This window comes from Bartonella sp. AA126HLJHH, from assembly GCF_042197425.1.
Lineage (GTDB): Bacteria > Pseudomonadota > Alphaproteobacteria > Rhizobiales > Rhizobiaceae > Bartonella.
The window spans coordinates 288,433-305,885 of the sequence record NZ_JBHIRU010000001.1 but is presented as its reverse complement, the minus strand read 5'-3'; the positions used below and the strand labels follow the sequence as shown (position 1 = coordinate 305,885).

Below are 17,453 nucleotides of genomic sequence, written 5' to 3'. Positions count from 1 at the left end.
TCCTTCAAACAATAAAACCCCAGCTTTGTCAAGTTTTATCATAAAATATCTTTTTATACGAAGAAATAAAAACAACAAATACTATACTTCAAAGCTTTCAACTTCAACACGCATAAAACAACCTGTTTCCTGTTCCAGGCTCCATAATTTTCCGCTAGAGATATCAAACCAAACACCATGCAATGTCAAAAAACCTTGATCTTTGCGAAGCTTTATCCACGGAAACGTCTCTAAATTTCTCAACGAATGGCGAATAGAAAGCTGCTCTAATGCCGTCTGTTTTTCTGGCCAAGACAGCGACTTATTATTCAAAACGATTTCTGCTGCTGGTGCTAAAAGACTGATCCATTGACCGATAAAATCATTTGATAATAAAGATTTATATGTCTCATTAAGAGCAGTACGAATGCCTCCACAATGGGCATGACCAAAAACGACAATATGTCTCACCTCAAGCAATTGCACAGCATATTCAAGAGCTGCTGATGTTGCGTGATATTGGTCATCAGGAGAAAAAGGAGGAACCACATTCGCCACGTTGCGCAGAGTGAAAATTTCCCCTGGCTTAGCATCAAAGATCATTTCTGGTACTGCACGCGAATCACAACAAGCAATGACCAAAACTTCAGGTTTCTGCCCCTCAATCGCCAATTGCTGATAATCTGCTATTTTATATAAAAAATGATTGTTTATAAAGTTTTGGTAACCACTTAAAAGTCTTTCTGGTAAATGCGCCATTCTCTCTTTACTTTTGCTTCTTTTTTTACTTTCATTTTGTATATTTAAAAAAACAAACTATTAACATACAAAAATACTAAAAGCGCCCTTTCCTTGAAGCAAAATATTTCTTTAAAGTACAAAATATTACTAAAAAATAGCAAAAACAAACTCATTCTTTCCAAATAAAGAGCTATTTTCTTTAGAAAGAAGGTGTTACAGTATATAAAAAATATAATGGTCTGCTTTTAATAAAGACCCCTTAAGAGCAAAAAGGGAGAGTGAATGTGTTGCAACAAAAAAAAACAGAGACAAGAAACACCCAAGATAAAATAGAACAAATCCTTTTTGCCCAAACCGATAAAGAAGATATTGCTTATTATGAAAATGAAGAACTTCAAAAAGCCACAGCCATCGCGGTAAAAGCTTTTAATCTCCATCAGACGGGAAAAAATACCATCTGCTTTGAGCAAAATTTAACCCGCAGTAACAGACCTATAACCGTTATCACGCTTGTCAATGATAACAAACCCTTCCTTCTGGATTCTATTTTAAATGTTTTTAATCAACACAAAAACCATATCTATTTGATTGCACACCCCATTATTGATTGTGCTTCTGGAAAACGCATCAGTCTGATGCAAATTCACATCGAGTCATTAAACAAACAGCAAATACAAAAACTTGAAAATGAACTCACCTTAGTTCTTGAACAGGTTAATGCTGCTGTACAAGACTGGAAACCTATGCTTGAAGAAGTTGAAAAGCATATTCATGCCTACCAAATAAGTCTTCCCCCGCACTACAAACAAGAAGGCGAAAAGGCCATTGAGTTTCTTCACTGGCTAATGGACGATAATTTCATTTTCCTTGGTATGCGCACTTACAACTTCATTAAAGACCAAAAACCCCTAAAATCCTTTACGGCAAGTAATATTGAACTTGGTATACTCACGGATGCTTCTATTCATATTGTTGACGATAAAAGTATGAAAGAACCTCCTCAAGAAGTTTTATCCTTCATGGAAAGCGATAATCTGTTTATCGTGACAAAAGCGAACAGCCGCTCCAAAATTCACCGTTCTGTTTGGCTCGATTATATTGGTCTTAAAATCTTTGATAAAGAAAACCAACTCTGTGGAGAATTACGCATTGTAGGGCTTTTTACCTCCTCAGCTTATACACGTTCTATTTTGCAAATTCCTTTCTTAAAAGAAAAAGCCCGAACTATTATTCAACGTCTTGGACACAATCACGCCGATTATTCAGGAAAAGCACTCATCAGTGCTTTAGAAACCTATCCAAGAGATGAAATGTTTCGCTCTGATGTTGATACATTGACAGAAAACACTAAGCTTATTCTACAATTAGATGAGCGCCCACGTTTACGGGTTCTTGCCCACACTGATTCTTTTGGACGCTTTGTTTCTATCCTTGTCTACGTACCGCGTGACCAATATAGCAGCAGCCTGCGTGAAAAAGTTGGCGAACATTTTGTAGAGCTTTATAAAGGTGACTTTTTTGAATCTTATCCGCTATTTTTGGAAAGTACCCTTATACGTGTCTATTATATCATCCATCGCAAAGGAAACGAAACTGTTCCCCTTCACGAGCGCTCCACACTTGAACAACATGTACGTTCGATTGCACGAAGTTGGGAAGACAGGGTTCAAGCCATCGCTCTTAACAAGAAAATAACAGAGCAACAAACACGTCTAGCCAGTGAATTCCCCAACAGCTATCGTGATTTATTTTCAGCTGAAGACGCTATTAACGATGCCGGACATATTCTAAGTCTTCATGATGAAAAGCCCCTTTTCGTGATCTTTTATCACGCACAAAACAAAGAAAAACAGTGCATTTCTCTTCGGCTTTTTCACCGCCATGAAGCACTTGCCCTTTCCAAACGTGTACCACTCCTTGAAAATATGGGGTTTCGCGTTATTGCTGAACAAACCCTTGAATTACCAGATGGCAATGGGCGCTCTGTGTATCTTCATGATATGCAGCTAGAAAGTACTTTCCAACGCTGTATCGATTTTGAAAAAGACGGTCAAAAACACGCCGAAACCTTTGAAGCCATTTGGGCACAAAATGCTGATAATGACGGCTTTAATGCTCTCACCCAAACAGCTGAGCTTGATTGGCATGAAATTGTTATTTTGCGCCATTATGGGCGCTATCTCCAACAAGCTGGAATTCCTTATTCGCAAGATCGCGTTGCCCAAACTTTAAATGCTTATCCTGACATTACCCAAGATCTTTATGCTTTATTTCATTTAAAATTTCATCAAAGCCATACAGAAAAAGAACGGAAAAAAAACCAACAAGTTATTCAAAAGCGCATTGAAGAAAAATTACGGAAAGTCTCTGGTTTAGACGATGATCTCATTTTACGCCGTTATTGTAACCTTATCGAGGCGAGTTTACGAACGAATGCCTTTACGACTCTTCCTGATGGAAGTCCACGGCGTATTTTAGCCACCAAATTAAATCCACGCCAGATTGAAGGTTTGCCTGAACCGCGCCCTTACCGAGAAATTTTTGTTTATGGACCAGAAGTTGAAGGGGTCCATTTGCGTTTTGGACCTATCGCTCGTGGCGGCATTCGTTGGTCTGACCGTGCATTAGATTACCGCACCGAAGTGCTTAGCTTAGTCAAAGCCCAACAAGTTAAAAATGCGGTTATCGTTCCTGCAGGTGCAAAAGGTGGATTCTATCCCCATCGGCTTCCCCAAACAAATGACCGTGCTGTCATCATAGAAGCAGCACGACAAGCTTATACAGACTTTATAACAGCTTTGCTCTCCATTACAGACAATCTGATTAACGGCAAAATAAGTTCTCCCCACAATGTCATCTGTCATGATGACCCTGATCCCTATTTTGTTGTTGCAGCGGACAAAGGAACAGCAACTTTTTCTGATACAGCCAACGCCATCAGCCAAGCAAACCACTTTTGGCTTGATGATGCTTTTGCCTCTGGAGGTTCAGCAGGTTACGACCACAAAGACATTGGTATTACAGCTAAAGGTGCATGGGAAGCCGTCAAAAGACATTTTAGAGAGTCATTTAATCACGATATTCAAACAACGCCCTTCACCTGTGTCGGTGTTGGCGATATGTCTGGTGATGTCTTTGGCAATGGAATGCTGCTTTCCAAACAAACAAAATTGATTGCCGCTTTTGATCACCGCGATATCTTTATTGATCCAGATCCGAACATAGACGAAAGCTATGCAGAGCGTACGCGTCTCTTCAGACTACCTCGCTCAAGCTGGCAGGATTACGATAAAACCAAATTATCAAAGGGCGGTGGTATCTTCTCACGAAAAGAAAAAACCATTACTCTCTCACCTGAAGCAGCACAAGCCATTGGTTTCGAAAAACAAACAGGAACACCCTTTGAAATTATCTCTGCTCTTCTCAAAGCCCCTGTTGATCTTTTATGGTTCGGTGGCATTGGTACTTATATCCGCGCAACAACCGAAAACGATGCCCAAGTAGGTGATCGCGCAAATGATGCAATACGCATTACCGGAGAACAAGTGCGTGCAAAAATTATTGGTGAAGGAGCTAATCTTGGTGTTACACAACGTGGACGGATTGAATATGTCTTAAATGGTGGTCGATGCAATACGGATGCCATTGACAATTCTGCTGGTGTGAATTGTTCTGATATTGAGGTCAATCTCAAAATTGTTCTTGCATCAGCACTACGTGCCAAAACACTAACCCGCGAAGATCGCAATAAGCTCTTGAAAAAAATGACGCCTCAAGTCGAGCAACTCGTCTTGCGCAACAATTATCTACAACCCCTTGCGCTTTCTTTGGCGGAAAACCAAAGCACTACTGATTTGCCCTATCAAATACGCTTTATGCACGATTTGGAACAAAAAAAGCTTCTAGATCGCAGAGTTGAAATACTCCCTGATGAGCAAATTTTACGACAAAGAACAACCCAAGGCAAAGGTCTTCTCCGTCCAGAACTCGCCGTTATTTTTGCCTATGCTAAATTGACCTTAAAAGAAGAAATTGCTAATAGCCCCATTGTTGATGATCACTATTTCAATACAGCCTTGCTGAACTATTTTCCAACCCAAATTCAAGAAAATTTTAAGAAGGAAGTTATTAACCATCAATTGCGTCGTAATATTATCGCAACGCTGATTGCCAACGATATTGTAAATCGTGGAGGCCCCACTTTTGTTAATAGACTACATGATGCAACAGAACAAAAGACTGAAAATATTATTCGCGTTTTCATTGCCATCCGCGATGGTTTCGAAATTCCTCAATTGTCTGAGCAAATTGATAAGCTTGATAATAAAATACTCGGTCTTGTCCAAAATAAATTCTACGCAACAATGACCCCAATGCTCTTTGAAACAACCAATTGGGGTTTGCACAACATAGATCTCTCACGTCCATTAGAAGAAATTGTAAAAACAATAAAACAAGCCCGTAGCGTTATTGAAAAAGAGCTTATGCATTCTCACGGCAACGATATTAAGCAAAAGATTGAAGAAAAAGCATTACACTACAGCGAAGAGGGAGCACCAAAAGCATTAGCGAAACAATTAGCTCTCTTGGAAGCTGCTTCAACAATCTGTGATATTTCTTTGATTGCAAAACAAAGCAACAGTGATCTTATTAAAACCGCAGAGATCTACTTTTCACTTGCGCAAATCATTCGTATAAACCGCATTAACGAAGCAAGTCGTATAATTCCTGTAGTAGATTATTATGATAGTATGGCTTTAAGCCAAGCCAAAGAAAATGTTTCTGAAAGCTTTCGGCAAATCGTTATGAAAATCCTCAAAAATTATGGAAAGAAAAAAGATCCTTTTGACACTTGGAAAAAAACAGAAGAAGATCATATTCACAACATTACAAACCGCATTAGCGCCCTTATTGAAAATGATCTCAATATTTCTCGTTTTACTTTTGCAGCAGGATTGATTTCTCAACTTCAAAATATTGGCTTTCAAACCTAAAGAAAATACAAAACGACCCTCTCAATCTCCCGTTCTATCCCACCACCACAACAAACCAACTAAGACAGAACAGAAGTTTGCATTTTAGACATAACACCAAAAATAAAAATCTCGCTATTTATCACAATAGAATTGTTTGCAACAATTTCAAAAAAACAACAGGATTGATTTCTCACCCTAAAAATATAAACTTTCAGACTTAAAAGCAGTACAAAACAGCTAAGCTTTTGCTCCGTTCTATCCATCCATGACTAATCAACAAGGGAAGAACGGAAACCCTATCCCGCATTTTTAGACAGAGCACTAAAAATAAAAAATAAATTCAAATTTTACTGTCAAATATCCTTCATCATAAAAATATAATATATTGATTTACAATCATAATTTTATCATTTTTATGATAACTGATAATCCGATATTCTAAATTTGTCTCATTTAAAATCTATTTATATTCAATTAATTAACCCCATTTCCCCTTGCATATTGCAAATGGGAAAGCCAAATAGATAAAAACAGTAAAGAAAGGACTAAAAATGCCCCTCATAAACCGCCTCAAGTGCCAAAAGCTGCAGTAACATTGGGAGTTAGCAAATATAAGCAAATATAAATATGATGATGTTTTCCCCTAGCTTGTTACTCCGTAACCGAAAAGATGATGGTGCTTAATGGCTTTATCCTTATACCATTCACAGGCGACATCGTGAAATAGGAAGCACTGAGAACTATTTTTTTAACAAATGCGTAAATATGCAATACAAATATATTCTGTTTTACGTGGAAGACATATAGCTTCATTAAAAAATATCAGAAATAAAAGGATAAGCTTAATCCGTTTATTTAAAAGATATAACTGTAATTGCTTTTGAAATGCGTAAAATCGAATAAAAAATGACAGTAAAGATGGATGTTGATTTTCCCCTTTACAACTTCATATCTTCCTACAACTAGGCTATTTACTTGTTTTAAGAGGTTACACCCAAACAGATATATGCAATATGCTCATTCCATATATAAAGACAAAGGTTCCTAAAAAGAACCACACCACCTGTATAAAAAGGCAATTCAGCATACTTTAAAATACCACTTTTCCATACAAACACTGTTGCTATATGTAGTTTGACATAAGATTTTGTACTAAGTGAAAAGAGGTTGGACGAGTTAGGAGTAGGTGGTAATTTTTTATTTTTATAGCTATTTTTTTACCATTAAATACGCATTTTGTTAAAATAAATTTTTAACACTCTAAAATTGCAAAAAAGTGTGAAAATCAGAAAAAGTCGAAATTTGGTAGTAAAAATGAAAAAAGGCTTTGGTACAACACCTAAAGTGGAGCAAGACGACCAAGTTTTAAAAATCCCAGTTTTACCCACCCATTGTTAATGAGCAAGGAAAGAACGGGAGCGCCGTCCGCATTTTTAGGCAAAGCACCCAAAATAAAAAATAACGCTTGAAGATTATTGGCTTGCGCGGGAAATAAGCGCTGCAGAGTGTCAAGAAGCTTCATGGACTGAATAAGGACAAGTTCAAATTTTGCTGTCAAATATCCTTCATCATCAAAAGAAAAAGGTCCACTAATACGCACTGCACCACCTGTATGAAAAGTCAATTCACCTTGCTTTAAAAGTCCACTTTTTCCATACAGTCGTTGTTGCCAATTTTTTTCTTCATCTTCAGACAGAAAAGACATGTCATTTAAAATCCATTTCAAATTGCCATCAATTTTAGGAATATCAACAAAAGAAGATTTTAAAAAGGGAGAAGCATCAAAACCGTCAAAAGTTATATATCCCGATAAATCATTCTTTTCATGTTTTAGATCAAAACGCAAAAATTCTGCCGTTATTTTTTGAGGCATGTCTTGTGGCTCTAACGGCTGAATAATCACGTCATGCGTATTTTGCAAAGATGCCGGATCTTCAATATTTTCTTGTGTCGTTTTTTTATCTGTCGTTGGTGCTCTTAATGCTTCTTGAAGCTTTTGATCTTCAGGGGAAGAGGAAAAAGATGAAATCTCAAGCCCTTCAGCTATAAACTTCAATGTTTTACCCGTTTTCCAATAAGGCTCTGTTTCAATCACCAAATTGCGCCAATGCGATACTATGGGAGTTTTTCCGGAAAAAACAATTAATGCAGGAGAATGAACATTAAACTCGACCAAATGAGGTGCGTAAATTGGTGCACCAGCTGTCAAACGCCCCGTCGATAAAGAAACTCCATGTAAAGGCCAAGAAAATTGAAACTTGTCACAAACAACACCGACACGTAAAGGATAACCATCCTTGTGCACATTCTCACATACCGCCGCCATATTATGGGAAGATACTTTTGTGAATATATTAGAAACATAGTCTTCTATTTTACGCGAAAAAAAAACCAGAGTGCGCTATAAATAAATATCAGAGCAAGACAAAAGAGCCCACAAATTAAATAACTCAAAGAAAAACTTTTTTGTGATGATGGTATTTGAAAGGATTTAGACAATATTCAAACTTTCTTTATCTCTTAACTTCCTCCCCACCCTAAAAAGGATAAAGATTCCCAACCACGTTCAGTTTATACACAATCCAACTTCTTAATCGACCGGATTTTATCTACTGATCACTTCAAGAAGTCCCTATACATCGTTCTAAAGTACAGTATCTCATAAGCTCAATAAACAAGATTTTCTTAAAAAAAACCCATTACACCCTTTAACAAAAAACACCTCATGTGTAAAGTTTTACATAGATTTTCTACCTCTAGCTTAAACCATACTGTTTTACAGCACAACAAAAATGATAATGAATAGTGTTTCTTAACGATAAAGCCATTGAGCCCCCCATCTTTACGCTTATGGAGACCCCAAAGCCAGCACCATCATTATATTTGGCTAGCCCCCAAATGTTGCGACAGCCCTTGGCACTTAAGACAGTTCATAAGAAGCATTTTTAGTCTTTTCTTATACAGTTTTTGCCCACACGCCAGCCCTACTTGTGACATGCAAACAAGAGGTTTTTATTGAGTCAACATACACAGGTTTGGAATGAAAAAACCTTACTATATTCGGGGTTCTCATTCAATATACAAAACTGTGAATTACCTATATAAATCAATTCGTTGTCAACAATCACACAAGTACGGGCGGTGTACAAAAAATCTGGTGTAATGCGCTTTCAAACCATTGGCTCAAAGCTCGATCATAGATTAAACGACCTTTCAAATGTGCACAAGCAGGTTGAGCACCTTTTTCAGTCAATTTATGTGCCGAACGCACGACCAAACGCCGCATCATAGCGCGTGTAAATTCAGCATGAAACTGCAAGCCCCATGCATTGTTTCCATAACGAAAAGCTTGTGTAGGATATGTATTCCCTGTTGCCAAAAGCATTGCCTCTTTCGGTAAATCATAAATACCTTCATCATGGAAATGGTAGACCATCTCTGGCCAATTCATCAATTCCTTCCCTTGTGGGGTTGCTTCTAGTGGATACCAGCCGACTTCAACAGTCCCATCACTTCTTGTACCAACGCGCCCCCCTAGATTTCGCGCTAACATTTGTGCTCCAAGACAAATACCCAAAAAAGGCTTATTTTCCTTTAGTGATAACGAAATCCAATCAATTTCCTCACCAATATAGGCTTCGCTGTCATTCACACTCATCGGTCCCCCTAAAATAACAACGCCGGCATAATGCTCTAATGTATCAGGGAGTTTTTGTCCAAAAATAGGACGATAAATATCAAGAACAAAACCATTTTGTTGTAAAAATTTTCCCAACCGACCAGTATAGGTAGAGCGCCGATGAATAACGACAGCAATCCTTGGTTTGTTATTTTTTTGTTTTTTATCAAGACATCTCTGATTTAAAAACATTTTTTAACCAATCACCTCTGCTACCAAGCAAAACTTTATTTTTAAAGCATAAGAGAATAATTTTATTGGACAAGACTAACGATATTTTTTCTTCTAGGTCAATTGTTTCTTCTGAGAAAACATTCGTATTATCACATTGGTGCAATTTAAAATAAACGAAATTTTTTCCTCGATAAAGATGTTTCTTCTTCTGTTTTAACCCCTGGATCATCAACATTTAAGTGAGTTTGACTGAACATTTTTACATCTTTTTCTTTTATATCTTGTTTCTCCACCTGCACATTATGCAAAAGAGAATCATCTATAGGTGTTAATTTTTCAAGCTTCTTATCTCCAACATCATCACTTTTTCCCATAACATACTCTTTGTCTTGCTTTTTCGGCACAATATTGTCCGCCTCTAATGTGAGAGAAGGCATACAAGGAGGCGCCTTCCATTCAAAACAGCCCAAATGTCCACTGATTGGAGAAACCGCTGACCAAGAAGAAAAAATGGCCCCATCACACATCCACACTGGATCACGTTCAGCACGAAGTGCTAAAGAAAGCCATTGACGCACAGCACCTTGATTGTTTCCCTGTGCCTCTTCAATATCTGCCAACAATAAATAAACACTTTCCCGTGGATGACATTGTAATGCTTTTTGTGCCTTCTCTCTTGCTAATGCTGTTTCACCAGCATCCAAAGCTGCTTTAGCAATAAGGAAAGCCGACTCAAATGCATCTTTATTATAAGAAGCAAGTGTCTTAGCCCTTTTCAATCGCCCAATGGCTCCTTCTTCTCTTTCAAGATAAAGCGCTCCCAAGTCAGGATGAGGCTCCTTTTGCCAAGCCGCTATAATCATTTTATCCGCTTTACGCGTTTCGTTTAATTTATAAAGAATATCAGCAGCAATAACTATTATTGGAACAAAATCAGGCGCCAATTTATGGGCTTTCAAAATAGCTTCACGTGCTTGTACAGGATGTGTATCAAACAAAGAAAGTGCCTGCCCACTTAGTAGTAAAACCTGTATATGCTGCCGCTCTGGAATCGCGCGAACAGAACGCGGGAGAGCTTTTTGCGTTCTTTCAAAAACAGTAAGTGCCTTATCCCATTTACCCTCAGTACTTAATCGATCAAGCACCGCCTGATGCGCCCATAAAAGTGCTGGCGATAAAGTCAGTGCCTCTTCGGCATATTGTTGCGCTGCTTCATAAGCTTTACTCTTCATCGCTTCACGAAACAAACCATAAAGTCCAACCAGTTTTGTCGGATCTTCCTTTCTCATCTCTTCATAAAGACCGATGGCGCGAACAGAGTCATTTTGTAAAGACAAGGTTTGCGCTTGTAAGAGTTTTACCAATGGCTCTTGTTTTCCTGCAAGATATTTAGCAACCCGTGCTTCCATTTTTTGCGCAACCATACTATCACCAGCAAAAGTTGCAAGAATCCCCTTTGAAAGAGCTTCGTAACCACGCTTTTGATGGCGTTTATAAAAATAATTGCAAAGAGCATTCGGTATGGAAAAAAAGAAAGCCAATAACCACCATAAAAGCACCAGCGTTACAAAAAACAAAATAAGCACACTTAACACTGTAAGAAATGAAGCAGAAAATCTGAAATGCAAAAATGTGAGAACAAAAATACCATTGTGATTAGCAACCCACGTGAAAGCTAAACCGAGGATACAAACAACAAAAATATAAATAAAAACACGTATCATCTTGGGCCTATTTACATCTTTGTTGCTTTAAAAGATCCTTGTTGCACAGACAATAACAATTGCTGCAACAACTGTTGAATAGCAATATGTCTTTCAAGCTGCTTAACAAAATCCATTGAAACATCTTTTGCACTTTGGGGCAATGATTGCCATTCGCTCAAAGCCTTTTCGTAATCACCAGCTTGAATGGCAACTTCCATGCGTGCCGCAATAGCCCCCAGCGTTGTCCCTTCAACATTTCCAATCGGTCGCGAAACAATGAGCCCTTTTATCCACGCTAAAATTCGGTCAAAAAAACCAGCATCTGACGCAACAAGATTTTGCGTACCAACAATTGCATCAGCAACATGAGCAAAATCAACTGAAAGTTGTGCTGAACTTGGAAGACCCACAGTAGCTGTTTTTTGCAACACATCAAGTCCATTAATCGAAGGCGATAATTGCCGCAACAGCTTTAATTCATTATTATAAGATCCACCACGCTCTACAGCATTTTTTAATGAACTAATTGCAGTAAAGAGCGCGGTATCTATTTCTTTTTTCTCACTATTTTTAACAGCAGTTTCTTCCTGTAGTGCTTCTAACTGTTGTTTTAACGCAGCAAGATCATTTGCATTGCTCTGCCCAACAGACAAAGCCGTCTCTATCTCTTTCGACTTTCTAACAAAAGTTTGTACAATTTCTTCAAGAGCTTTTACTTTTTCCTCTAAAATCGCAAAAGCTTTTTTGCTTTCTTCTTTCGATAGTTCATCATTTTTCGTTGTTTTAAACTGTTGTGATGAAAAAGAAGAAAACTCTGTTTTTAACGTATCAATTTCTTGAAAGACCCGCCTCAATTGTTCCTTTGTGTCTTCACCTTGACTTTTTGCGGCTTCAGCAATCTGCAAAGCTTTTTCTCCTCTAGCAGAATTTTCCACAAAAGGAGAAGGAAAAAAACCAGCCCATTGAAGCCCCATAAAAATTCCCAAAGCAATGAATCCCCCCAAAATCCCAAAAAGGGATAAGAAAAGCCAAGTTGTACTAGAGATACTTTTATCCTGACCTTGCATATTCTGTTCTTCTCGCGCTTGAGATTCTACAGAATTATGGATTTTTTCCTCTGAATCACGGGGAACAGCTTCATGTTCAATAACTGGTTTCTTACGGCGCGTACCAGCATAATGTGGTTTAACTTTTGGTTTTGAAGAATCGACCATCTCTGTCACTTTTCGTGCACACTTTTTTTAATGATAAAATAATAAAATGAAAAAAGTTTTAAAAACGCAGCTTTTCTCAATAATATTTACAAGTATCGCCTTTAATAGACAAGTTTTTAAAAAACATTTGCATTTTATACTCGAAAATACAGCTTTATTTTTTAATCAACGATATCATAAAATTCAAAGAAAATGCCAAAACACATATTTTTCATAGAAAAAACAATTCTAAGAGAAATACTTTGCATCTTTTTCTGTTCATGGTACGCACGCAGGAAAGAAGCTTCAATATAAGGTTTTGTTTAAAATGCGTCTGCTGGGAATAGAAACAAGTTGTGATGAAACGGCAGCGGCTGTCATTGAATATAACAATGAATCAAACAGCCTAATTCTTTCCAATGTTGTTTGGAGTCAAATTGATCACCATGCACCTTACGGCGGTGTTGTTCCTGAAATTGCTGCTCGTGCCCATGTTGAAGTTCTTGATCATTTAATTCTGCAAGCACTAACAGAAGCAAACACAAAATTAAAAGATATTGATGGCATTGCAGCCACCAGTGGGCCTGGTTTGATAGGAGGATTGTTGGTAGGCGTTATGAGCGCAAAAGCACTCTCTCTTGCCACTGGCAAACCATTTATTGCGGTAAATCACTTAGAAGGACATGCTTTAACAGCCGTGTTAACGCACAACGTCAGCTTTCCTTATTTATTACTTTTAGTTTCAGGAGGTCATACACAAACAATCATTGTTCATGGAGTAGGCAACTATCAACGTTTAGGAACCACTATTGATGATGCATTAGGAGAAGCCTTTGATAAAACAGCAAAACTTTTAGGTCTTCCTTATCCTGGTGGACCAGCACTTGAAAAAGCAGCTTTATTTGGTGATAAAAATCGCATCCCTCTTCCACGACCTTTAAAAGGTGAAAAACGGTTAGACTTTTCTTTTTCAGGACTCAAAACTGCTGTTCGACAAGCCGCAACAGCCATAGCTCCCCTTACAGAAAATGATATTGCTGACATTGCCGCAAGTTTTCAAGCCGCCGTGACCGATACAATACATGATCGTATTCACCTAGCCCTACAACACTTTGCCCACCAATATCCTCTCTCTGATAATCAAGAAAAGCGTTCTCCTGCTTTGGTTGTCGCAGGCGGTGTTGCCGCAAACCAAGCCATTCGCTCTACGTTGCAAGAACTTGCCCATCAACATGGTTTTGAATTTATAGCCCCTCCTCTTTCCTTGTGTACCGATAATGCTGCAATGATTGCTTTTGCCGGTGCACAAAAACTCGTACGAGGAGAAACAAGCTCTCTTGACATTGCACCCCGCTCACGCTGGCCATTAGATGAAAAAGCCCCGCCCTTGATCGGGATGGGACGCCGTGGAACAAAAGCATAATAAAATTGACGTCCTACACACATCTTAAAGAACGAAGATTTCTACTCAATCCGGTCTATAGATAGTCCGAATTCTCTATCGAGCAGATTCCATCTGCTTCCCACTCACACAATTCACTTAACCCAAAGATCGACACGTAAACCTAAATATTCACCACACATTCTTAAAAACTTCATGTTTCAAAAAACTGCCTTATATCATTACACTTCAAATGACGGTATTTTACAGCATAATAAGACGCACTCTATCCCACAAAGCATAGATATGAATGCCATTCGTTGACCTCATCATCTTTGACCATTTATTCGTTTCATTGTCATTGTAATTTTAAAGCTTTTTAGAACCAATTTTCTTGCTAAATTCTCTCCAACGCAATGCTCCAATGATCCTATAGTAACTACATTTCAAACAGCAGCTGAAAAGATGATTAAGCTTCCACATGGCTGAGCAATTTTAAGTCTATTACTTCGCGATACACTGATATATTTTTCTGCTACAAGATAAGCAAAATACCTTTATACAACATGAAATATCAATGGAGCGCATTTTTCTATATACAAGTTATTTTGAAATAAGAAAAAACAGATAATGCCCGTTCTTTACTCCATTTTAAAAATCACCCTTGATGATATTACAAAGATACTTATAAAAAATTGGACACGACGAATGCATAACAATCTATGAAAAAGGTGAACACATGGCTTATTGGCTTTTTAAATCTGAACCCCATAAATGGTCATGGGAGATGCAAAAGAAAAAAGGAGCTGATGGCGAACAATGGGATGGTGTACGCAATTATCAAGCCCGTAACAATATGCGCGCTATGAAATATGGCGATAAAGGTTTTTTTTATCATTCAAATAAAGGTTTAGAAATTGTAGGAATTGTAGAAATATGTGCTGAAGCACACCCTGATTCTACAAGCTCTGATCCACGCTGGGAATGTGTGGATATCCGTGCACTTTGTGACATGCCAACACCTGTTTCATTAAAACAAATTAAAGCCAATCCCAAACTAGCAAATATGGCGCTGGTCAAAGCCAGCCGCTTATCAGTGCAACCCGTGACAGAAGATGAATGGAAAGAAGTCTGTTTGATGGGCAACCTTAAGAGGGAAATGCTTTTATCTTAAAACAATAATTTTTATTCATTAACTCATATAAAAAGATGCTTCATAGCGCAGAAGAATAAGCACAACACCTCCTTCTGTTGAGGTATTCTCATGCTAAATACATAAATATGATATTTTTCTTTGTCATTTTTTATCCTGCACTCTTTCTCAATACAGTCTCCTTCCAAATTACACAAAAAACCTCTTTATGATGCATCTTTTCGGCATTGTTAAAAGCAAGGCTTACTCAACAATTATAATAAGCAACACCACGAACATAACACACAGCCCCTTCACACACAAATGCAACGAAAAAACAAAACTGAACGTGGATAAAAAAACAATAAAAATGATCGTGAAATTCTCCTAAACAGTGCATATGTGCTAGGTGTTGCACAATTCTCTTCACACTTAAAAAACGCATCATATTGCGTGTTTATTGTTTTGCATGTTGGACGAGTGCGCCTCATACCGCAGGATTCTCTCATTCCCAACCTGTTTTATATTGAATCAATCAAAAGCTATTTGCTTGCACATTCTAAGCGGAGAAAGTCCCATATAGATAAAAAACGTGAAAGAAAGGACTAAAAATTCCTCCTATGAATCGTCTCAAGTGCCAAGGACTGTCCGCAACACCCACGAGCTGGCAAAGTGAATGATAGTGGCAGCTTGTTTCTCCATAAGCGTAAAGATGATGACACTCAATAGCTAAAACACCTTCTAGAACATAAAAAACGCTTCCAACCAATACGTAAAATACCCTGCAGACGGAATACCTTCTTTTCAGCAAACAACCATTAGAAATTATAAAAGTTTATTTTTTAGAAGCACTCTTTTTTAATTTTCCTCTTTTAATTTTTCTTGCATGAAATCTCATTTTTCATGAAACTATATCAATCAGTGCATCAACATGCCTATAAGGAAAAACATGAACCACTATACTCTTTTAATCGTTGAAGACGATGATCTACGCCCCATTTTAGTAGAACAATTGCAAATGCATCAAGAGTTTAAAATTTTCCAAGCAAAAACAGCAGAAGCGGGAATGAGAATAATCCAAGAAGAAAATATTGATCTCACTATTTTGGGATTTCAACTTCCTGATCTTGATGGCTACAAAGCCGTTAAACAATTACGCACCCAAGGATTTCGTGCCCCCATTATCATGATAATAAATTATGATACAGACTGTGATAATATTTTAGATCTTGAAACAGGCGCCAATGATTATGTAACAAAACCCTTTCGCTTTGCGGTGTTATTGGCGAGAATTCGAGCACAGTTGCGCCAATATGAACAAAATGAAGACGCAACCTTTCATATTGGTCCCTATACTTTTAAACTAAGACAAAAACTTCTTCTTGATCAATGCAACAATAAAATCTGTCTCACAGAAAAAGAAGCAGCGATCCTTAAATGTCTCTATCATGCCAATGATAAAATTGTCAGCCGTGAAACATTGTTAGAACAAGTTTGGGGATATAATGAAAATATTGTCACCCATACTTTAGAAACCCATATCTATCGTTTGCGACAAAAAATCGAAAACGATCCCTCCAATGCACAAATTCTCATGACAGATCAAAATGGTTACCGTTTAAATCTTTAATTCGAGATTTACTGTTTCAAAAATAATTTTAATATCCTAAATGAAAACAGAAACGAGATGAAAAAACCTTCGCATATAATTCGAATGCTATTACATAGAACTTACTCTTATGACAAAATATATAACATTATGAATAAAAAACGAAATATTCCAACATGAGAACCAAAAACAAAAATGCTTTCAACCCTCACGATATACTTTGTAACTTCTGTTTCACATGCTTTTGTTCTTTCTAAAGTTTTTAATATGTTTCGCATATAAATAATCGTGATATCTTTTAGCAACATTCTTGATCATAACTATCATCTTTAGATGAGTGCTATTTATGATTATTTTTTTCAAAAAAACCGCTCCACACACTGCTTTATCTCATATTCACTAGCCTAAATTGAGAGATGTTTTTTATCTTTATAGTTTTCCTCTATTCTTTATGACGTTATCTCCTCTTAAGAGGTTATATGATTCATGATATAACGCTAAATGTTTATCCTAACGATAAAGCCACTGAGCACCACCATCTTTACGCTTATAAAAGAACAAGCCAGCACCATCACACACTTATGTTAGATCTCGATGTTGCAGAGGAGCCCTTGATACTTGAGATGGTTTATAAGAAGCATTGTAATCCTTCCTTGTACAGTTTTTAACCACCCTAAACCATATTATGTAAGATCTCTTGGACTCTGCTATTTTTACGTTTACGAAGATACCAGCATTTTTTTCTTTTAAAATGTTTCCACTATTCATGAAATATGGTTCGGTATATAGATACTTGAGATTTTTATTCACATACCAATTCCACATATTAATGTACAAAAGAATATTTTTTAATTGTAAATGCAAAAAATTGAAATAAGAGAAT

The 17,453-nt window shown here is 37.4% G+C and carries 9 protein-coding genes; 4 read left to right on the top strand and 5 right to left on the bottom strand.

Annotated features, from left to right (window positions below; translation table 11 throughout):
• Positions 1 to 81: 81 nt before the first annotated feature.
• Positions 82 to 738, bottom strand: a complete 657-nt coding sequence (locus ACFIQC_RS01075) for a carbonic anhydrase (RefSeq protein WP_375706616.1) — start codon at positions 736 to 738, stop codon at positions 82 to 84.
• Between the two features lie 266 nt (positions 739 to 1,004).
• Here ACFIQC_RS01075 and ACFIQC_RS01070 point away from each other — a divergent pair, with 266 nt between their 5' ends.
• Entirely contained in the window at positions 1,005 to 5,714 is a 4,710-nt protein-coding gene (locus tag ACFIQC_RS01070) for an NAD-glutamate dehydrogenase (protein WP_375706615.1), read from the top strand.
• A 1,321-nt stretch (positions 5,715 to 7,035) separates the two neighbouring features.
• Here the strand turns inward: ACFIQC_RS01070 and ACFIQC_RS01065 are convergent.
• From ACFIQC_RS01065 to ACFIQC_RS01050, 4 genes are all read right to left on the bottom strand, one after another.
• A complete protein-coding gene (locus ACFIQC_RS01065; RefSeq protein WP_375706614.1) occupies positions 7,036 to 8,022 on the bottom strand; it encodes a DUF2125 domain-containing protein in 987 nt (328 codons plus the stop codon).
• Between the two features lie 798 nt (positions 8,023 to 8,820).
• Positions 8,821 to 9,567 carry a glutamine amidotransferase gene (locus tag ACFIQC_RS01060; protein ID WP_375606037.1) on the bottom strand — a complete coding sequence of 249 codons (747 nt, stop codon included), beginning with the start codon at positions 9,565 to 9,567 and terminating at the stop codon, positions 8,821 to 8,823.
• Between the two features lie 146 nt (positions 9,568 to 9,713).
• Positions 9,714 to 11,273, bottom strand: a complete 1,560-nt coding sequence (locus ACFIQC_RS01055; protein ID WP_375706613.1) for a heme biosynthesis protein HemY — start codon at positions 11,271 to 11,273, stop codon at positions 9,714 to 9,716.
• Positions 11,274 to 11,284: 11 nt separating this feature from the next.
• Positions 11,285 to 12,469: a hypothetical protein gene (locus ACFIQC_RS01050; RefSeq protein WP_375706612.1), complete on the bottom strand. Its 1,185-nt coding sequence runs from the start codon at positions 12,467 to 12,469 to the stop codon at positions 11,285 to 11,287.
• Between the two features lie 307 nt (positions 12,470 to 12,776).
• On the opposite strand from ACFIQC_RS01050, the gene tsaD reads away from it, so the two are divergent.
• The 3 genes from tsaD (at position 12,777) to ACFIQC_RS01035 (ending at position 16,591) form a co-directional block, all read left to right on the top strand.
• Positions 12,777 to 13,871 (top strand): tRNA (adenosine(37)-N6)-threonylcarbamoyltransferase complex transferase subunit TsaD, encoded by a 1,095-nt coding sequence (tsaD, locus tag ACFIQC_RS01045; protein WP_375620937.1) that lies wholly within the window; start codon positions 12,777 to 12,779, stop codon positions 13,869 to 13,871.
• A 697-nt stretch (positions 13,872 to 14,568) separates the two neighbouring features.
• A complete protein-coding gene (locus tag ACFIQC_RS01040; protein WP_375620936.1) occupies positions 14,569 to 15,003 on the top strand; it encodes an EVE domain-containing protein in 435 nt (144 codons plus the stop codon).
• Positions 15,004 to 15,910: 907 nt separating this feature from the next.
• A complete protein-coding gene (locus ACFIQC_RS01035) occupies positions 15,911 to 16,591 on the top strand; it encodes a response regulator transcription factor (RefSeq protein WP_375620935.1) in 681 nt (226 codons plus the stop codon).
• The last annotated feature ends 862 nt before the right edge of the window (positions 16,592 to 17,453 follow it).